This window comes from Thioclava indica, assembly GCF_000714545.1.
Lineage (GTDB): Bacteria > Pseudomonadota > Alphaproteobacteria > Rhodobacterales > Rhodobacteraceae > Thioclava > Thioclava indica.
Window position 1 is genome coordinate 36,032 of the sequence record NZ_AUNB01000012.1, and the last position, 18,101, is coordinate 54,132.

At 61.6% G+C, this 18,101-nt stretch carries 16 protein-coding genes and 1 tRNA gene; 10 read left to right on the top strand and 7 right to left on the bottom strand.

The features are described from left to right. Positions 1 to 4: 4 nt before the first annotated feature. The 3 genes from DT23_RS04270 to DT23_RS04280 are packed head-to-tail and all read left to right on the top strand — an operon-like array spanning position 5 to position 2,529. Positions 5 to 961, top strand: a complete 957-nt coding sequence (locus DT23_RS04270) for an alpha-E domain-containing protein (protein ID WP_038128597.1) — start codon at positions 5 to 7, stop codon at positions 959 to 961. Beyond that, positions 958 to 1,770, top strand: coding sequence for a transglutaminase family protein (locus DT23_RS04275; RefSeq protein WP_038128600.1), 813 nt, complete (start codon positions 958 to 960; stop codon positions 1,768 to 1,770). Before DT23_RS04270 ends, DT23_RS04275 begins: the two co-directional genes overlap by 4 nt. A 33-nt stretch (positions 1,771 to 1,803) precedes the next feature. Continuing rightward, the gene (locus tag DT23_RS04280) at positions 1,804 to 2,529 is read left to right on the top strand and encodes a proteasome-type protease (protein ID WP_038128602.1); all 726 of its coding nucleotides are present in this window, start codon (positions 1,804 to 1,806) and stop codon (positions 2,527 to 2,529) included. Here DT23_RS04280 and DT23_RS04285 read toward each other — a convergent pair. Both DT23_RS04285 and DT23_RS04290 read right to left on the bottom strand, forming a co-directional pair. Continuing rightward, positions 2,510 to 3,484, bottom strand: a complete 975-nt coding sequence (locus DT23_RS04285) for an alpha/beta hydrolase (protein WP_038128604.1) — start codon at positions 3,482 to 3,484, stop codon at positions 2,510 to 2,512. The two genes, DT23_RS04280 and DT23_RS04285, sit on opposite strands and share 20 nt — an antisense overlap. Next, the gene (locus DT23_RS04290; protein WP_038128714.1) at positions 3,484 to 3,771 is read right to left on the bottom strand and encodes an SCP2 sterol-binding domain-containing protein; all 288 of its coding nucleotides are present in this window, start codon (positions 3,769 to 3,771) and stop codon (positions 3,484 to 3,486) included. The genes DT23_RS04285 and DT23_RS04290 overlap by 1 nt, the downstream gene beginning before the upstream one ends. 112 nt (positions 3,772 to 3,883) lie before the next feature. Here DT23_RS04290 and DT23_RS04295 point away from each other — a divergent pair, with 112 nt between their 5' ends. The 5 genes from DT23_RS04295 to DT23_RS04315 all read left to right on the top strand — a co-directional run bounded on the left by DT23_RS04295 (position 3,884) and on the right by DT23_RS04315 (position 8,827). Then, a complete protein-coding gene (locus DT23_RS04295; protein WP_240473539.1) occupies positions 3,884 to 4,408 on the top strand; it encodes a tetratricopeptide repeat protein in 525 nt (174 codons plus the stop codon). Between the two features lie 18 nt (positions 4,409 to 4,426). Next, complete coding sequence (locus tag DT23_RS04300) at positions 4,427 to 7,252, top strand: helicase-related protein (RefSeq protein ID WP_038128609.1); 2,826 nt, start codon at positions 4,427 to 4,429, stop codon at positions 7,250 to 7,252. A 12-nt stretch (positions 7,253 to 7,264) separates the two neighbouring features. Next, on the top strand, positions 7,265 to 7,543 hold the full coding sequence (locus DT23_RS04305) for an RNA-binding S4 domain-containing protein (protein WP_038128614.1): 279 nt from the start codon (positions 7,265 to 7,267) through the stop codon (positions 7,541 to 7,543). Positions 7,544 to 7,648: 105 nt separating this feature from the next. Then, positions 7,649 to 7,987 (top strand): ferredoxin FdxA, encoded by a 339-nt coding sequence (gene fdxA / locus DT23_RS04310; protein ID WP_038128616.1) that lies wholly within the window; start codon positions 7,649 to 7,651, stop codon positions 7,985 to 7,987. A 330-nt stretch (positions 7,988 to 8,317) separates the two neighbouring features. Then, positions 8,318 to 8,827 carry a CarD family transcriptional regulator gene (locus DT23_RS04315; protein WP_038128717.1) on the top strand — a complete coding sequence of 170 codons (510 nt, stop codon included), beginning with the start codon at positions 8,318 to 8,320 and terminating at the stop codon, positions 8,825 to 8,827. A 144-nt stretch (positions 8,828 to 8,971) separates the two neighbouring features. On the opposite strand, the gene DT23_RS04320 is transcribed toward DT23_RS04315, so the two are convergent. From DT23_RS04320 to DT23_RS04335, 4 genes are all read right to left on the bottom strand, one after another. Further along, the gene (locus DT23_RS04320) at positions 8,972 to 10,864 is read right to left on the bottom strand and encodes a monovalent cation:proton antiporter-2 (CPA2) family protein (RefSeq protein ID WP_038128618.1); all 1,893 of its coding nucleotides are present in this window, start codon (positions 10,862 to 10,864) and stop codon (positions 8,972 to 8,974) included. A 138-nt stretch (positions 10,865 to 11,002) separates the two neighbouring features. After that, positions 11,003 to 13,996, bottom strand: a complete 2,994-nt coding sequence (locus DT23_RS04325) for a hypothetical protein (RefSeq protein WP_038128620.1) — start codon at positions 13,994 to 13,996, stop codon at positions 11,003 to 11,005. A 199-nt stretch (positions 13,997 to 14,195) separates the two neighbouring features. Beyond that, complete coding sequence (locus DT23_RS04330; RefSeq protein ID WP_051697037.1) at positions 14,196 to 15,479, bottom strand: O-acetylhomoserine aminocarboxypropyltransferase/cysteine synthase family protein; 1,284 nt, start codon at positions 15,477 to 15,479, stop codon at positions 14,196 to 14,198. Positions 15,480 to 15,563: 84 nt separating this feature from the next. Next, positions 15,564 to 16,568 (bottom strand): hypothetical protein, encoded by a 1,005-nt coding sequence (locus DT23_RS04335; RefSeq protein ID WP_038128623.1) that lies wholly within the window; start codon positions 16,566 to 16,568, stop codon positions 15,564 to 15,566. Positions 16,569 to 16,641: 73 nt separating this feature from the next. Between DT23_RS04335 and DT23_RS04340 the strand changes: the two genes are divergently transcribed. After that, complete coding sequence (locus DT23_RS04340) at positions 16,642 to 17,049, top strand: hypothetical protein (RefSeq protein ID WP_038128625.1); 408 nt, start codon at positions 16,642 to 16,644, stop codon at positions 17,047 to 17,049. A 22-nt stretch (positions 17,050 to 17,071) separates the two neighbouring features. Here the strand turns inward: DT23_RS04340 and DT23_RS04345 are convergent. After that, positions 17,072 to 17,155, bottom strand: a tRNA-Tyr gene (locus tag DT23_RS04345). A gap of 144 nt (positions 17,156 to 17,299) precedes the next feature. Here DT23_RS04345 and rlmB point away from each other — a divergent pair. Beyond that, positions 17,300 to 18,076, top strand: coding sequence for a 23S rRNA (guanosine(2251)-2'-O)-methyltransferase RlmB (gene rlmB / locus DT23_RS04350; RefSeq protein ID WP_038128627.1), 777 nt, complete (start codon positions 17,300 to 17,302; stop codon positions 18,074 to 18,076). Positions 18,077 to 18,101 lie beyond the last annotated feature (25 nt).

Here is an 18,101-nt window from a genome sequence, read left to right on the forward strand (position 1 = left end):
TGACATGCTAAGCCGGACGGCGGAAAATCTGTTTTGGGTCGCGCGCTACATGGAGCGCGCGGAAACGATGGCGCGACTGCTGGAAGTGGGGTCGCGAATTTCGCTGACGCCCTCTGCGGGGCATGGTCACAGATCGGACTGGGAAAGTCTGCTGCAAGCCTCGGGCACGGCCGAGGGGTTCTGGGCGAAATACGGCGACCCGGTGCAGCGCAATATCGAAAGCTATCTGTTCTTTGATCGCGACAATCCGTCATCGGTGATTTCGTGCATCGAACGGGCGCGCGAGAACGCCCGCATCGTTCGCACGGCGATCACCGGGCAGGTCTGGGACACGCTCAACACCGCGTTCCAGCAGATCCGCCAGATCGAACGTCAGCCGCGTTCTGAGATGGAGCTGGGCGAGCTGTGCGACTGGGTGAACCGTCAATCGGCGCTGCTGCGTGGCTCGATGGATGGCACGATGCTGCGCAATGACGGCTTCTTTTTCATGAACCTGGGCTACGCGCTAGAGCGGGCCGACAACACCGCGCGTCTGATCGACGTGAAGTACTTCGTGTTATTGCCATCGATCGGGATGGTCGGCTCGGGGCTGGATAATTACCAATGGCGGGTGCTGTTGCGCGCGCTGAATGCGCATCGGGCGTTTCACTGGGCTTATGGTGGCGAAATCACATCGGCCAAGATCGTCGATTTCCTGATCCTCAACTCGGCGAGCCCGCGCTCGCTGCTGTCATCGACCAAGAAGGCGATGCACCATCTGGACAATCTGGCGACCTATTACAACAAGCCCGCTGGCCCGGCACAAGAAAGCGCACATGCCTTGGTTGCCGCGTTGTCAGCCACGCCTGTCCCCGAGATTTTCGACGAAGGGTTGCATGAATTCCTGACGCGTTTCATTCAGGATATCGGCGCGCTGACCGGTCTGGTGCAGCGCAACTACCTGAGTGGAGAGGCGCGATGATCCTTACAGTCGATCATGTGACGACATATTCCTACGACACAGCGATGGGGGCTTCGGTGCAATCGCTGCGCCTGTTTCCCTCGCGGTTTAGTGGCCAACGCGAGATCGACTGGCATGTCGCCGTCGAAGGCGGCATCCGCGGCGGTGAGTTTCGCGACGGGGCGGGCGATAAGGTCGAAAGCTGGTCGGTGCGCCCTCCGGTCGAGGAGGTCGTCGTGACGGTGCGGGGGCAGATCGAAACGATAGATACGGCGGGCGTGTTGCGCGGTCACCGCGAGTTGGTACATCCGATGGCCTATTTGCGCGAAACGACCGCGACATGGATCGACGAGGGGTTGTCGAAACTGGCTGCGGAAGCCGTGGCGGATTGCACAGAGACGCTGGATTGTGCGCATCGCCTGAGTGCGGCTGTGTCCGAGGCGATTTCTTACGAACCCGGCACGACCGACGCCCACACCACTGCCGCCGAGGCTTTGGCCCAAGGCAAGGGCGTGTGTCAGGATCATGCGCATGCGCTGATTGCCGTGGCGCGCGCCCATGACATGCCGGCCCGATACGTTTCGGGGTATCTGTTTGCCACCGAAGATGGGGCGCCCCATGAGGCCGCTCATGCGTGGACGGAAATCTGGATCGAGGGCATGGGCTGGATCGGCTTTGACGCCGCCAATAGCTGCTGCCCCGATGATCGCTACATCCGTCTGGGGTCCGGTTTAGACGCGAATGAGGCCGCGCCAATTCGCGGTATCACCCAAGGCGGATCGGAAGAGCGCCTAAACGTCACAGTTGCTCTTGAGCAAGTCCAGCAATAAGGTCGCGCTGATCAGGGGGATCAGGGGAAAATTATGACCTATTGCGTCGGCTTGCTTTTGAATGCGGGCATGGTTCTGCTGTCAGATACGCGCACCAATGGTGGGCTGGACAATATTGCGACCTATCGCAAGATGTTCACCTTCGAAGATCCCGGTGAGCGGGTGATTGCGATCATGACGGCGGGGTCGCTGTCGGTGACGCAAACCACGCTGGCGCGGCTGCGCGAAGATATCGGCTCTTCAGATGCGACGGGCGAAACCTCGATTATGCTTGCGCCGACAATGCTTAAGGTGGCCGAGATCATCGGCAACACGATGGCAGGCGTGCGCAAAGAGATCGTGAGCCGGATGGAGATGGAGCGGGTCTCGACCTCTGCCTCGATCATCGTCGCGGGTCAGCGCGCGGGCGGCGAAATGCGGATGTTTCTGATCTACCCCGAGGGCAATTTCATCGAAGCGACCGAGGACACGCCGTTCCTGCAAATCGGCGAGCATAAATACGGCAAGCCGATTCTCGACCGGGTGGTTGAATCTGAAACCTCGCTGGAAGATGCGCAAAAGGCGGTGCTTTTGTCGATGGATTCGACGCTGCGCTCGAACCTGTCGGTCGGGATGCCGCTGGATCTGGCGGTGATTGCGAATAATGACTGCAAGATCACGATGCAGCGTCGCCTTGAGGCGGGCGATCCCGATTTCGCGCGCATGTCCGAGGCGTGGTCAACCGCGCTGCGCGACAGCTTTACGCAGATTCAGCTTTAATCGCTGCTGCCGCTCCGGCCGCATCAAACACCGCCACGCAGCCATCATAAAAACGCGCGCGCGTGGCGGGCACTTCCATCATGAGCTCGTGCTCGGCACCGGGGATCACGTCGAATGTGGCACCGGGCCAGCGTCCCATCCGGTCATGCACCGAAGGCGTGTAAACGATCTTCTCGATGCCCCCAAGCGCGCAATAGCACGGCAGATCGGGCGAGGGCAGCGCGGCCAGCGCCTCACATTCCAAGATGCTTTCAGCAACCCAGTGGACCGTCGGCCCGGCCAGCGTCAGTGCAGGCTCTTTGGCGGCCTGATCAATCAGCCAGGCCCACATCTCGGGGTCGCGGGTCAGTCGGTTTTTCTCAAAACTGTCGCGATAGACATAGGTTTGCGCGTTCATGCCCGGCGGGAAACCCTCGGCCATGAAAGAATCCCCGAACAGTTGCGCGATGATGATGCGCAGCGGATGCAGCAATGTGGGCACTTTAATGCCCCACATCGGCGCAGAGAACGCGGCGGCGGCAAAAGGATGGTCCGTGCTTTGAAGCGCGCGCAGCCCGATCGCGCCGCCCATCGAATGGCCGACAAAGTAAAACGGGCGCGGCAGGTTGAGTTCATGCGCGGCTTTGATCACGGCTTTCAGGTCAAGCTGATAATCCATGATGCCGCCAACATGACCCTTCATCGGGTCGTTGGGCAGCAAACGGTCGGCCAAGCCCTGACCGCGCCAGTCCACCGCCAGCATGGCATAGCCGCGCGCCGCGAATTCGACCGCAGCGGGGCCGTATTTCTCAACGTATTCCGTGCGTCCGCATAGCAAGAACACCGTGCCACGCGGCTGCGCGGGACCGGGCCAATGGCCAAATCGGATGCGCAGACCGTCTTCGGTTTTCAGCCAATAGGCCGCGCCCCCCTCGGGGCCGCGTGCAATCGCGTCATTCAGGGGGGCACGTTCCATTAGGCGAGGGCCGCACCAAGTTGCATGGCCAGACCCATCGAGCCGTCAACTTTCAGCTTGCCCGACATGAACGCCGCCGTCGGGTTCACGTCACCGTTCAGCATCCCCTCAAAGGTTTCGCGGTCTGCAGTCATCACGACTTCGGCGTCGTCATCGCCTTCGCGCACACCGTTTTCATCCACGATGATCGAGCCTTCATCTTCGATCACGAATTTCGCAGTCGACGAAAAACCATCGGGCAGTTTCACTTTCAGCGCTTCGACCGCCTTGTTGATCACTTCGCTCATCATCATCCTCCAGATTTGAAAACCGGGCTCTCGCATTTTCCGGCATTTGTATTACTCTAGTGTTATGTGGCACCGGATAAACAGTTTCAAATATGCCGTCACGGCATTTTGCTTGAGCGCTTCGCTTGCGGCAATGGCGGCTTTCCCCGCCTATTCCGAAACAGCGGGGCTGGACCCCTATTTCAAAGAGCTGGCCGATCCCAACGAACAGGGCTGGGCGCGCGCCGAGGCCGATATTCGCCGGGCGTGGTCGCGCTCTGGCTCGCCGAGTATGGATTTGCTGCTCAAACGCGGCGAAACCGCACTGGACGAGGGCGATACCGATGCCGCGATTGAGCATTTCACCGCCCTGACGGATCACGCCCCCGATTTCGCCGAAGGTTGGAACGGGCGCGCGACTGCCTATTTCATGGCCGGGCTATATGGCCCTGCGGCCCGTGATATCGCCCATGTTCTCAAACTTGAGCCGCGCCATTGGGCGGCATTGGCGGGTTTAGGGGCAATGCTTGAGGAAATGGACGATGCACCGCGCGCCTTAGAGGCCTATCAGGCGTCTTTCGCCTTGAACCCGCATCAACAGGATGTGAAAGACGCTATCGCGCGTCTGCAAAAGACGCATCAGGGAACGGCACTTTAAGGCCGACAGGAATTTGCAATGCAAACCGGGCGGATCACGGCCGTGCTGGGGCCGACCAATACCGGCAAAACCCATTACGCGATTGAACGGATGCTGGCGCATCGCACCGGGGTGATCGGGCTGCCGCTGCGTCTGCTGGCGCGCGAGGTCTATGACCGGATCGTGGCGCAACGTGGGCCGTCGGTGGTGGCGCTGGTCACCGGCGAAGAGCGAATCGTGCCCGATCGCACGCAATATTGGGTGGCCACGACCGAGGCGATGCCAACGGGAATCGGCGCTGATTTTCTGGCAATCGATGAGATCCAGCTATGCGGCGACCCCGAGCGCGGGCATGTGTTCACCGACCGGTTGCTCAACGCGCGCGGCCTGCATGAGACGCTATTCCTAGGGTCTGAAACCATGCGCGGGGCAATTGCGGCGCTGGTGCCCAAGGCGCAATTTGCCAAACGCGAGCGGTTTTCCGAGCTGACCTATTCGGGGTCAAAAAAGATTTCGCGGATGAAGCCGCGCTCGGCCATCGTCGGTTTCTCGGTGGAAAACACCTATGCGATGGCCGAACTGATCCGGCGGCAAAAGGGCGGCTGTGCGGTGGTGATGGGGGCGCTCAGCCCGCGCACCCGCAATGCGCAGGTCGAGATGTATCAAAACGGCGATGTCGATTATCTGGTGGCCACTGACGCAATCGGGATGGGGCTGAACCTGGATATTGATCATGTCGCGTTCTCGGCTACGGCGAAATTCGACGGTCGCCGGATGCGCCCACTGTTTCCCTATGAGCTGGCGCAGATCGCGGGGCGGGCAGGGCGCCACACCACCGATGGCACCTTTGGCGTGACCGGAGAGGCGCGCCCGCTGCCCCCTGAAATCGTTGAGGCGATTGAAAATCACCGCTTTGCGCCGTTGCAACGGCTGCAATGGCGCAATTCGCGGCTGGAATTTGGCACGCTGGATCGCCTGATTGGCTCTCTTGAGGCCCGCCCCGAGGGCGAATGGTTGACCAAAGGGCGCGAGGCAGACGATCTGCGCGCGCTCAAGCAGCTTGGCGAAGACCCCGAGACGCGCGACCGCATCACTAGCCCCAAAGATGTGCAATTGCTGTGGGATGTGTGCCGAATCCCGGATTTCCGCTCGATTTCCGAGGCCGAGCATGCGACCCTTTTGACGCGGATTTTCGGCTTTCTGCATTCTGGGCGCGGTGTGCCGTCTGACTGGCTGGCGCGTCAGATTGAACGGATTGACCGCACGGGGGGCGATATTGATACGCTCTCGCGCAGGCTCGCTTTTATCCGCACCTGGACCTATGTTGCGCAGCGCAAAGGCTGGGTTGATGACGAAAGCCATTGGCGCGAGGCGACTCGCGCTGTAGAAGACCGCCTGTCAGATGCGCTCCACGGCGCGCTGACCCAACGATTTGTGGACCGGCGCACGTCAGTGCTGCTGCGCCGGCTCAAGCAGAAGGAGACCCTCGTGGCCGAGGTGAACGACAAGGGCGAAGTGACGGTCGAGGGCGAATTCGCCGGCCGTCTTGAAGGGTTCCGGTTCCGTCAGGATGAGACCGGATCACCCGATGAGGCGAAAATGCTTGCCCGTGCGGCCTATGAGGCGCTCGCACCCGAATTTAATCTGCGCGCGGATCGCTTCTACAACGCGCCCGACACCGAGATGGATTTCACCGAGCAGGGGGGCCTGATGTGGGGCACCACGGCGGTGGGCAAGCTGGTCAAGGGCGGCGATGTGATGCGCCCGACCGTGCAGGCGTTCGTCGACGACGAGGCAGGATCCGATGTGGCCGAAAAGGTCACGCGCCGTTTGCAGCATTTCATCGACCGCAAGGTTGCCGCCCTGTTCGAGCCGCTTCTCGCGATGAGCCGTGATGAGGCGCTGACCGGTTTGGCGCGGGGATTTGCGTTCCGTCTGGTCGAGGCGCTGGGCATCTTGCCGCGCGATCAGGTTGCTTCCGAGGTCAAGGAGCTGGATCAAGAGGCGCGTGGCGCCCTGCGCAAACATGGCGTGCGCTTTGGCCAATACACGATCTTTATGCCCGTGTTGCTGAAACCCGCGCCGACCCGGCTGCGGCTGGTGCTGGCCTCGCTTTGGGACGGGCGCGATGAATTTCCCGAAAGCCCGCCTCCGGGTCTGGTGACGATCCCCAATATCGAAGGGTTCGAGCCTGAGGCCTATCGTCTGTCGGGCTATCGTCCCGCAGGTGCGCGCGCGATCCGCATCGACATGCTGGAGCGGTTGGCCGATCTGCTGCGTGCGCAAGACAGCCGTGGCGGGTTTGAGGGTAATCCCGACATGCTCTCGATTACCGGCATGACGCTGGAACAATTCGCTGATCTGATGGGCGGCTTGGGCTATAAGGCCGAAAAGGGCGAGCGCGCCAAAGTTAAACCTGCGGCCTTGGAAAAGGCCGAAGAGGCCGCGAGCGCCGAGGCGTTGGGCAATGAATTGGCGGTTGAGGCCGAGGCCGAAACCGGTGGCGGAGACACGACGCCCGAGACCCACCCCGAAGCCGAGGCCGCTGCCGAAGCAGGGGGCGACATGATCGCGCCTGCGGATGTGCCCGGCGATGAGCTTGAGGTGTTTTACACCTTCACCTGGGCGCCGCGCCCGCGGGCCAACAACCGCCCGCCCCGTCGTGAGGGCGGCAAATCCGATGCGCCGCGGGGTGATCGCAAAGGCGGACGTCCGCAAGGCAAGTCCTTTGACAAAAAGGGCGGCAAGAAGGGTGGCAAACCCGACCAAGCGCGCAACTTCGAGGCGCGCCCGCCCAAGAAAGACAAGCCGATCGACCCGGACAACCCGTTCGCCGTGCTGGCTGCCCTCAAGGACAAGAAGTAAGCGCGCGCGGCCATGGCTGACGCCCCCGAGCGCATCCGTATTGACAAGTGGCTCTGGCACGCGCGGTTTTGCAAGACCCGCGCGCTGGCTCAGGAGTTGGTGAGCGGCAAGCGGGTGCGCGTGAACGGGGCGCGCATCGACAAGCCGGGGCGCGCGGTGGGGCCGGGCGATGTGCTGACCTTGCGGCTTGGGACAGATGTGCGGCTTGTTCGCGTGCTGGACTGTGGCGAACGACGCGGCCCGGCCAGCGAGGCACAAACCTTGTATGAGCCGCTTGACCCTGAGCCCTGAGCGGAGAACGCGCGCGATGTCGCAGGGAAATCCGCGCCAATCTCTTGAAACACGCCTCTAGCCCCGATAGGACAGAAGCAGAGGCTGTAACATCGGGATTTCGCCATGACCTATGTCGTCATCGATAACTGCATCAACTGCAAATATACCGACTGTGTCGAAGTCTGCCCGGTGGACTGTTTCTACGAGGGTGAGAACACGTTGGTAATCCATCCCGATGAGTGCATCGACTGTGGTGTGTGTGAGCCCGAATGCCCCGCTGACGCGATTCGCCCTGATACCGAACCGGGAATGGATAGCTGGGTCGAGTTGAACCGGAAATATTCCGAGCTTTGGCCGGTGATCACGCAGAAAAAAGATCAGATGCCCGAGGCCGAGAAATACGACGGCGAGACAGGCAAGCTGGAGAAATACTTTTCCGAGGCGCCCGGCGAAGGCGATTGATCTGCGCAGTGATTCTGTAACAATCAGTGTGTAGGGGGTGATTCGCACTCTGTCATGCGGGTGTTACGTTGCGGCAAGTGGCCGAAATCACAGCGTAACCCATTGAAAAGATGCGGCCTCACGAAAGCGCGAGCGCATCGCGCTTTAAAATGCATGCATTTCTTGCTATATTAAACCTCGAATAGAGCGTCGACCCCACCTTCCCCTACGCATGCTCGCCAGTGGAAGCCGATCTCTCAGCTTGGAACGAACGCAGTGCTTTTGGCGCTGTGGTCGTTTTTTGTTCGCTTGATGCCGGGGTTTGATTCTCGTTGCAAGGAAGCGAACCGCATGACCAAAACCAAAAAGTCCGAATTCAGTCCCGATGATTTCGTTGTTTACCCTGCGCATGGGGTCGGCAAGATCATGTCTATCGAGGAACAGGAAATCGCCGGGCTCAAACTTGAGCTGTTCGTGATTTCCTTCGAGAAGGACAAGATGACCCTTCGCGTCCCCACGCATAAAGCGACCGAAGTGGGTATGCGCAGCCTGTCCTCGCCCGATATCGTGACCAAGGCGCTTGAGACCCTCAAGGGCAAGGCCAAGGTCAAGCGCGCGATGTGGTCGCGCCGCGCCCAGGAATATGAGCAAAAGATCAATTCCGGCGACCTTTTGGCGATTGCCGAAGTGGTGCGCGATTTGCACCGCAGCGACGATCAGCGCGAGCAGTCGTATTCCGAGCGTCAGCTTTACGAAGCCGCGCTTGAGCGTCTGACCCGCGAAGTTGCCGCCGTTTCCGGCACGGATGAGACCCACGCCGCGCAAACTGTCGGTGACGTCTTGATTGGCCGCGCTGCCTGATCTGAAAACTGCGATGATGTTACAAACGCGAGGCTCACGGGCCTCGCGTTTTTCGTTTCCGGCCTAGCGTGTCGCGGCCATCCATGCGCTTACGACAAATTTCAGACCTAACCGACCCCGCCGCCATGTTACGCGCGTTGCACATCACGCATCTTGGCCGCCCTCCAGTGTGCCGGGGCTTTCGTGATCGTCTTCTTCCTTGGCGTCGCGCCTGCGATATTGCTCCATCATCGCGGCTTCCAACTCGGTGTTCAGTTCCTTGGTGCGCGCGATATAGGCGGCGTTTTGTTCCACTGGCACGCCGGGTTTCCAAACCTGCGCCAGATCGCGCACGGCCGCACGGTCGAGTTTGAAAAACAGCTTTTCCAATTCCGCCGCCTCAAATTCTGACAAGCCGGAATTTTCCAGCACATAGCGACCTGCGCGCAGGCTGGAATCAAACATCTCGCGCACGATGTCATTCGCCCCCGCCTTATAGAGATCAAAGACATGGGTGCGGTCACGCGAGCGCGCGATGATGTGCAGATCGGGGCGGATGCGGCGGGCATAACGCACCAGTTCCGTCGTCTTGTCGCGCCCGTCCAGTGCGACGACCAGCACTCGCGCTTCTGCAATGCCAGCAGCGGCCAGCAGGTCGGGGCGCGTCGGGTCGCCGAAATAGCCCTTAAACCCGAAGGTGCGCATCAACTGGATCGTGCGCAGGTCATTGTCGATCACGGTCGTGCGCAGCCCCGACATTGTCACCAGCCGGTTCACCACCTGCCCAAAACGGCCCACGCCCGCGATGATCACCGGCTGGTGCTCGTCGATATCATCGGGGTCGGGCGCTTTGTCGGCGCGTGCAAATCGCGCGATTTGATCGTGCAAGATGAACAGCAGCGGGGTGATCAGCATCGACAGCGCGATCACCACCAGCACCTTTTCCGCCAGCGGAGTGGGCAGGATGCGCTGCACCACCGCGAAAGACACAAGGACGAAGCCGAATTCACCCGCCTGCGCCAAGCTGAGCGTGAATAGCGAGCGATCCGATCCGTGCAGTTTGAACAGCCGTGACAGCCCGTACAGCACCGCCGATTTCAGCGCGACGAGCAAAATCACCAGCCCCGCAATGTCCCACGGCTGCGCGACAATCACATCGAAATTGATCCCCGCGCCAACGGTGATGAAAAACAGCCCCATCAGCAGGCCCTTAAACGGCTCGATATCGCTTTCCAACTCGTGCTTGAACTCGCTATCGGCCAGCACGACGCCTGCCAGAAACGTGCCAAGCGCGGGTGAAAGGCCGACAAGGTTCATCAGGCTTGCGATGCCGACGACAATCAGCAGCGCCATCGCCGTGTTGATTTCGCGCAGCTTGGCGGTCTGGACAAACTTAAAGAGCGGACGGATCAAGTAATGCCCCATCAGCACCGTCAAAGCGACGGCGGCCAGCGTAATCAGCGTGACACCCCATCCTGGCAACGAGTCGATCAGCTGCCCCACGACATGAGTGCCGTGATCAGCCTTGGCCACGGCCCGCGCGCCCGGCAATGCCAGCAGCGGCATCAGTGCGAGCATCGGGATGACTGCGATATCCTGCGTCAGCAGCACCGCAAAGGCTGATCGCCCGCCCGCCGTCTGCATCAGCCGTTTTTCATTGAGCGTTTGCAAAACGATCGCGGTCGAACTCAGCGACATCACCATGCCAAGCGCAACGGCGACACGAATATCCTCGCCCATCGCCATAACGATCCCCGTGACCAGCGTCATCGTGATTGCGACCTGCAAGCCTCCCAAACCAATCAGCTTGTCGCGCATTGCCCAAAGCGCGCGGGGTTGCAGTTCCAGCCCGATCAAGAACAGCATCATCACCACGCCAAATTCCGCGAAATGCTGCAGATCGGTCATCTCGGTGCCCGACAGGCCAGTGACCGGCCCGATCAGGATCCCCGCCAGCAAATAGCCCAGCACCGATCCCAGCCCTGCGCGCGTCGCCAAAGGCACGGCGACAACCATCGCAATCAGATAGAGCGTTGCGTAAAAGAGAAAGCTTTCCATAGCCTTGATGGTCCTTGATGCGCTTGGAGGCGCCTTGAAACGCACACGCTGGGCGGCGCTTTTGCAGTCCTCGCGCAAGGGTAATCACAGTGCGGGCAGGCGCAAGAGCCCAAGCGCTTTGCCAAAAGGCGAGCCGCTTTAAGGTAGCTGAAGCGTGTAGCTGCGTGACCCTTTCGCGTAGGTCAATTGCGTCGAGCCAATCGCTGTAACCCTGCCGCCATCCAACCTGTCGCCAACCCCGACTTTCACGAATTTCCCGTTCTTGAGACGCACCAAGGCGCGCCGACTCGAGGACGATCCGTAAAGTCCGATCAGGTTGACCTGGCGCAGGTTGATCACGTTCTTTTCGGTGGCTTGACGGGCGACCGAGGCCGAGGTGGGCAAGCGCGGCGCGGGTTTCACCGGTTCAGGCTCGTCGATCTCCACCGGCGCGGCTTTGCGTGCGGGCGCTGCTGCGGCTGTGGGCCTGCTGGGCGCGGGTTCGGCTGCGATGGCTGCGGCCAGCGCGCTTTCGACCGAGCGCGCAAAATTGCGCGGCTTGATCGGCGGGCGGGCCGAGGCCGCGACGGCAAGCGGCGAGGCATCGGCAAACGGGTCGCTTGGCGCGTCAGCAGCCGCAGGAGCCGGTTGCGCGCTCGATTGTACGCTTTCGGGGCGCGCATCCGGGCGCAATCCGGCCAGTCGCGTGTCGGCCACAGTCGGCGCGGGCGTCAGGGCCGCATCCTCATCAGGCGCGCTTTGAGCCTTGCTCGAGATCGCCGCCGGTCGCAGCACCGGGCGCGCCTCTGCCAGCGCCGGGTCATTGGCTGCAGGCAGCGGCGCGGGTGTCACCGCCGCCGGGGTCACCGCCGCAGGTGTTGCCAGCGCAGCGGGGCGGCTTGTGGGGCGAAATGCTGCCAGTTCGGGCAGCGCTGCAAGCGTGTCGCTGGGGCGCAATGGCGCGGGCGGTTGCGTGGCGCTCCACGCTTGCGCCACGCTTTCGGGACGCGTTCCCGGCACGATATCAGGCTTGCCCGCAAACAGTGTGAAACCACCGGGCATCGGCACGCCTTCGGGTGTGGGCGTGACCAAAGGCGCGGCGGGCGGCGCAGGTTCGGGGGCAACCGTGGCGCTTTCTTGCGGGGCGCTGGGTGGGGGTAGAGGTGGCGCATCAAAGGCCGGCATCTCGCTGGGCGGCAAGGGCGGAAGGGCAGCCGTTTGCGTGTCGCCCGCCGGTTCTGGCGCGTTGGTATCGGGCGTTTCGGGCGCAGGGGCCGGGGGGCTCGCGATTTGCGTCTCGGGGGCGGGCGGCGTTGGCGTAGAGGCGACCATCGGCGTTGACGCCGCGGGCACATCCGGCGTCAGCGCAGCGGGCGGAACTACGGCGATTTGGTCTTGCGGCGCAGGTGCGCTCTCGTCGCTGAGGAAGTTGGTCCACAGCGCGATGATGGCCAGAAACAGCACCAGCGCGCCGATCAGACTTGCGCCTAGATAGCGTGGCTTGCCCCCGACATCGCGCCGCTTCTGCGCCCCGAAAACGGTGGTTTCCGCGGGAGGCTCGACGGCGCTTTGCGCGGGTTTCCGCGGCGCGTTCTTGGTGGGCGTGGCTTTGGCCATACGCGCCTTGGCGGACAGAGCGACCGCACCAAGCGCGGCGGTTCCGCTGAGGCCCTTTTTTGCAACCTGTTTTAGCGTGTTCTTGCCGGATTTCAGGGCGGTTTGGCTGTCAGAAACGGGTTCAGAGTCTGGCAGATCCAGCCCCGGAGCAGTGATCCCCGCCTCGCCTGTCAGGATTTTCTTGCGCTCGGGTTGCGGCGGGCTAAGACGGCCAACGCCCCCAAGCTTGGGCACATTCGCGTGTGTCGGCTCACTTGGCGTTTGCGCGTCGGGGTTTTGTTCGGCTGTGCTTTGGCCCTTCGCCGCGCGCGAGCTGGAAAATGCGCTTACGGCGGCGAGCGCAGCAATGGCCTCGCTGGATAAGGGCTTGGCGGTGGATTGGGCGGCTTCAGGTTCCGCTGGCTCCGGCGTGAGGTCTGGCGCGTCATTTGCCGCATCGTTTTGCGCCGGTTCGGGCGCTTTTACGGGCGGGGACGCGGGCTGATCCAAAGCGGCGAGGTCGGCGAGATCGTCTTGACTGATCTCTTCGGGCGGATCAACGGGATCGGGCGTCTGCGTCGCGGCGGAGGCATCAGGGGCCGCGGTTTGTGTATCCTCGGGGGGCAGATCTGGCGCGGCGGGCTCACGCGGCGGCGTCGGGTCAAGCGGCGCGTCCGTCACCTTTGGCAGCGCGTCTTCGATGGGCGCGTCGGGTTCTATCTGCGCTTCGGGCTCCGCCGCGATTTCGGCGTCAGGCTCGGCCTCGGTTTGAGCGGCGTCGGTCGTCATTGTTTCGACGTCCGGATCAGCCTTAGCCGCATCCTCCGCCTGTTCGTGACCCGCGCTTTCGGCCTCAACCGCTTCATCGGCTTGCGCCAGATCCGGCGCGGTAGCCGTGTCTATTTCGGCAGGAGCCTCAGACGGCTCCTCGACACGCGCAGGCTCAATCTCTGCAACTGGCTCGGCTTCTGAGACAGGTGCCACGTCAGCGTCTTGCGGCTCGGGGGGCTGCTGAGTGAACTCCGCCAACGGCATCATGTCGCGCTCGACCTGCGCGCCCTCGGGAAGATAATTTGCCGCGTTTGCACTCAGGCCAAACCAAGGCTCGCCGGTGAAATCGCCTGCCATCGGGATCGCCACGAAGCAGATTGGCGCAAAGCCGTGCGATTGCGCAAATGCCTCGGCCTCGACCAGTGTCTCGCGCGCCACAACTGCGACCTGCACGGTTTGGCGTGTGCCGACCCAATCATACACTAAATCAGACACTTGATAGGGCGTCATGCCCTCTAACGCGGCTTCAATCTGGGTGCGGCGCTGCGCGGGGCTGGGGCCGGGCGCGTAGATCGCGGTATACAGGATTTGCGAGGCCGGAATCACCAGTTTCGCCATAACCCCTTTGGGCGCAAGGCTTTGCGCCTGTCGCCGTAGGGCCGCCAATTCGCCCGCTAAATCCGCAGCCTCAAGCGAGACCTCACCAAGGCGCGCCCAGCCCGCACGCGTGCGATGCGCCAGGCCAATGCCGTCATGTGAGAGGATAAGTGCGAATTCGGGCTTCATGGCAACTCAAACCGATACAAAAATGGAAAACCGCGGGGTGTTCCCATCTTCGTAAAGGGTTTTCCACGCCCTGAAAAGCGCTCCGGGGGGCGGTGGCGACCTCTTGCCGCTATTGAGATGGATTTTATCCGACTTGCGCGGTGAGAGCGTTGGGTAGCAGTAAGCCCCCGCGCGAATTTTGTCGCGCGGGGGGAAGGGGTCAGGCCGTTGCGGCGCTGAGGGCCTGATCGAGATCGGCGATCAGATCGCCGGCATCTTCGATCCCGATGGACAGGCGCACCACATTGGGCGCAGCGCCTGCAGCGATTTGCTGGGCTTCGCTCAGTTGGCGATGCGTCGTCGAGGCCGAGTGGATGATCAGCGAGCGCGTGTCACCCAGGTTGGCAACATTGGCGAACAGCTGAAGGTTATTCACCAGTTTCACGCAAGCCTCATAGCCACCTTTCACCGCCACGGTGAACAGCCCGCCCGCGCCTTTCGGGCTGACGGTTTTCATCCGCTCATGCCAAGGCGAGCTTGGCAGTCCGGCATAGGTCACGAATTCGATCCGGGGATCGTTTTCCAGCCACTCCGCAACAGCCTTGGCGTTGGCGACGTGTTTTTCCATCCGCAGGCTTAGGGTTTCGATGCCCATCAGCGTGTAATGCGCGCCCTGCGCATTCATCGTCATGCCTAGGTCGCGCAGCCCGATTGCGATGGAGTGAAAGGTAAAGGCCATCGGCCCCAGCGCCTCGTGGAATTTCAACCCGTGATAGGCGGGCTCGGGCGCGCTGAGCGAGGGGAACTTGTCGCTTGCCGACCAGTCAAACTTGCCGCTATCGACAACGCAGCCCCCCGTGACCGTGCCATTGCCGGTCATGTATTTGGTCAGCGAATGCACCACCAAGGTCGCGCCCAGATCAATCGGGCGGCACAGGTAGGGCGTGGCGAGCGTGTTATCCACGATCAGCGGCAGCCCGGCCTTATCAGCCAGTTTCGCGACGGCGGGAATGTCGGTGATGTAGCCGCCGGGGTTTGAGATCGACTCGCAGAAAATCGCGCGGGTGTTGTCGTCGATGGCAGCTTCCAACGCATCCAGATCGTCGAAATCGACGAACGTGCAGGACCAGCCAAAGCGCTTGATCGTGTGGCCGAACTGGGTGATCGAGCCGCCGTAAAGGCGCGTGGAGGCCACGATATTTAACCCTGGCCCCATCAGCGGAAACAGCGCCATGATTTGCGCCGCATGACCTGATGAGCAACACACCGCCCCCGCACCGCCCTCAAGGGCGGCCACCCGTTCTGCCAGTTTCGACACGGTCGGGTTGGTCAGGCGCGAATAGATGTAGCCAACCTCTTCAAGATTGAACAAACGCGCGGCGTGATCGGCGTCTTTGAAAACGTAGCCCGTGGTTTGATAAATCGGGGTTTGCACCGCGCCAGTCGCGGGGTCGGGGGCCGAGCCTGCATGGATTTGCAGCGTATCGAATTTGTAATCGGACATCATCGTCTCCGTGGTGAATGCGTTGGCGGGACGTTAGCGCCGCAGCGAGGTGCCTTCAAACACATTCCATTTTCGCGATGAGGCCTAGCGCATCCACAGCTTTTCGCGCCGGATCCGGTTACGCAGTTGCTTTTCTGTGCGCGGCAGGCCCTCGGCGGTGAAGATCGCGCGCAGTTTACGTCCCTTGCCTTGAAAGATCAGCTTTTTTGCAGGCTCGTAAACTTTCAGCACTTTCTTGATCTGATTGGGCGCGACCAGTGTCTCGACCGTGTCGATCACCCGGTCACTTTCGCGCGCATACATCAGCGGTAGGGCGCGATAATGGCACGACACATCACCATCCAGCCCGTCGAGGTACGGCCCCGGACGCCCGCCGCCAAAGGAGTGGATCACCAGCGGCAGCGCGATCTGATCAAGCCACGGGTCGAACACCTGACTGGCCAGCTCATCAGGCGGATCATCGCGGATTTCGCGTGCATAGGTCAGAAAACGTTTGCCGAACTCCGCCGGATCGGCCCCGAAAAACCAACCTGCGTTGAAATACAGGTAGCGGCGCCAGTATTCATCGGGCTGGCTTGTATCAAGGGTTTTGGCGAACCCCTTTAGGCCGAACCTGTCATAAAGCGATTTCCAGATCGCTGTATAGCCGGGGCCATAGAGCGGCGGAAGCGGCCAAGTGCCTTCGCGCTGCATCGAGGCTGACGGGCGGTCAAAATCGAACGTCACGTTCGAGAGCGGCGCGGTGAACACCGTGTCGGTGTCGAAAAACACGAACGGCTCGCCTGCGGGCAAGGCGGCAAGCGCCTCGATCTTGTTGCCATAGGGGTAGGACTGGCCAAAGACCTTGCTTTCAAACGGCACGATTTCCGCGCCAGCCCCTTCGAGAATCGCGCGCACCGGGTCGGAAATCCGCGTCTCGCCTTTCCATAGCGGGCCGGGTTGCGGCTCGGCGACGATCAGGCGGCCTTTGAAATCGGGATTGGCGGCTGTGAAGCTGAGAACGAAGAGGATTGCCTCGTATTCGAGCCGACCGTTCTGTGCGATACAGAAGATGTTGAAGGGTTGTGATTTCGCGCGTTTCGCGGCCATACTCGACCTGTCCCCGGTTCGAATTTTGCGCAGTATAGCGCGAATGTTAAGGGGCGAAAGTGGGTGAGGGCGGATGTTACGCAAGCTATTGACGATACTGGCGATTTTATGCGCGGCCCCGGCGGCGGCGCAAAACTTTACCACCGCCGGAGAGGTGCGCCCGATCCTTGATATGACGCGCGGCTCTTGGGTGGCGATCCGCGATTATGGCGGAAAAGACCTGATCTATTTCACACATCTGTTGGCGTGGCGCTGTGGGCTTAGCGAAATTCGCTATGGTTTGAACGGCGCCGCCCCCAATACCGCATTCAAAATGGAAGCCTGCCACGAAGGCACCGCCCAGCCCAACGCATTGTCGGGCGATGACGTGTATGTCACGCAGCCGGCCGGATCGGTGACAGAAGTGCGGGTGAAGCTGATTTACGACGATGGCAGCAGCGAAGAGGCTCGCTTTGCGCGCGATGCCATCTTGATGCAATAATCACCAATTCCAAAGGGGGAAATGGTGGGTGACCCTGGAATCGAACCAGGCGTGGGTCGCCCCGGCGGAGTTACAGTCCGCTGCCGCACCTTGCAGCACGTCACCCGACGCTGGGGCGGGAGATACAAAAGGGGGCAGGGGGCGTCAAGAGAGAGTTTGACGAAATATGCGCCCGTCATGTGCGCGCATGGCGCGCCGGGCTTGCCAAGCGGGCTTTGAGCCGCCATTGCGGGGCAAAAGGAGAGCTGCGATGAAAAAACCGACTTGGGTGATCGATAAAGAACGTGCGCGGCGCGCGTCGGCCTCGGAAACGGTGTGGCTTTTCGGGCTGCATGCGGTGCGCGATGCGCTGCAAAACCCGATGCGCGAACGGTTGCGGCTTGTCTGCGGCAAGAATGCCGCCGACAAGCTGGCCGAGGCAATTGCGGTCTCGGGCATGGAGCCAGAGATCGTCGATGTGCGCAAATTCGGCAACCATGTGCCAATCGCGGCTGATTCCGTGCACCAAGGGGTCGCGCTAGAGGTCAAGCCGCTGGATTGGGGCAAGCTGCGTGATGCGTGTTCGCATGCGCGCCTTGTCGTGGTGCTGGATCGCGTCACAGACCCCCATAACGTGGGCGCCGTGCTGCGTTCTGCCGAGGTGTTTGGCGCGGCGGCCGTGATTGCACCGCATCGCCACTCCGCGCCTGAAACCGGGGCCTTGGCGAAAACCGCAAGTGGCGCGCTGGAGCGTCAGCCCTATATGCGCGTCAAGAACCTGTCGGATGCGATGGAAGAATTGCGCGGCATGGGCTTTAGGCTGCTGGGTCTTGCAGGAGAGGCCAAGATGACGCTGGCTGACGGGCTGGCCGAGGCGGGTGCTGATCCGGTTGCGCTGGTGCTGGGCGCAGAAGGGCCGGGGATGCGTGAAAAGACGCAAGAGACCTGCGACCGGCTGGTGCGAATCCCCTTTGCGGGCGAATTTGGCTCGCTCAACGTGTCCAATGCGGCGGCGGTGTCGCTGTATGCCGCAGCGAGTCGGATGTGATCACAAAGACGCGAGCGAACGGGTG

Coding starts and splice junctions, on each gene's coding strand:
- DT23_RS04315 (WP_038128717.1), top strand. CDS start 8,318: ATGACCAAAACCAAAAAGTCCGAATTCAGTCCCGATGATTTCGTTGTT.
- DT23_RS04305 (WP_038128614.1), top strand. CDS start 7,265: ATGGCTGACGCCCCCGAGCGCATCCGTATTGACAAGTGGCTCTGGCAC.
- DT23_RS04335 (WP_038128623.1), bottom strand. CDS start 16,568: ATGGCCGCGAAACGCGCGAAATCACAACCCTTCAACATCTTCTGTATC.
- DT23_RS04325 (WP_038128620.1), bottom strand. CDS start 13,996: ATGAAGCCCGAATTCGCACTTATCCTCTCACATGACGGCATTGGCCTG.
- DT23_RS04330 (WP_051697037.1), bottom strand. CDS start 15,479: ATGTCCGATTACAAATTCGATACGCTGCAAATCCATGCAGGCTCGGCC.
- DT23_RS04300 (WP_038128609.1), top strand. CDS start 4,427: ATGCAAACCGGGCGGATCACGGCCGTGCTGGGGCCGACCAATACCGGC.
- rlmB (WP_038128627.1), top strand. CDS start 17,300: ATGAAAAAACCGACTTGGGTGATCGATAAAGAACGTGCGCGGCGCGCG.
- DT23_RS04280 (WP_038128602.1), top strand. CDS start 1,804: ATGACCTATTGCGTCGGCTTGCTTTTGAATGCGGGCATGGTTCTGCTG.
- DT23_RS04290 (WP_038128714.1), bottom strand. CDS start 3,771: ATGAGCGAAGTGATCAACAAGGCGGTCGAAGCGCTGAAAGTGAAACTG.
- DT23_RS04275 (WP_038128600.1), top strand. CDS start 958: ATGATCCTTACAGTCGATCATGTGACGACATATTCCTACGACACAGCG.
- DT23_RS04285 (WP_038128604.1), bottom strand. CDS start 3,484: ATGGAACGTGCCCCCCTGAATGACGCGATTGCACGCGGCCCCGAGGGG.
- DT23_RS04270 (WP_038128597.1), top strand. CDS start 5: ATGCTAAGCCGGACGGCGGAAAATCTGTTTTGGGTCGCGCGCTACATG.
- fdxA (WP_038128616.1), top strand. CDS start 7,649: ATGACCTATGTCGTCATCGATAACTGCATCAACTGCAAATATACCGAC.
- DT23_RS04340 (WP_038128625.1), top strand. CDS start 16,642: ATGTTACGCAAGCTATTGACGATACTGGCGATTTTATGCGCGGCCCCG.
- DT23_RS04320 (WP_038128618.1), bottom strand. CDS start 10,864: ATGGAAAGCTTTCTCTTTTACGCAACGCTCTATCTGATTGCGATGGTT.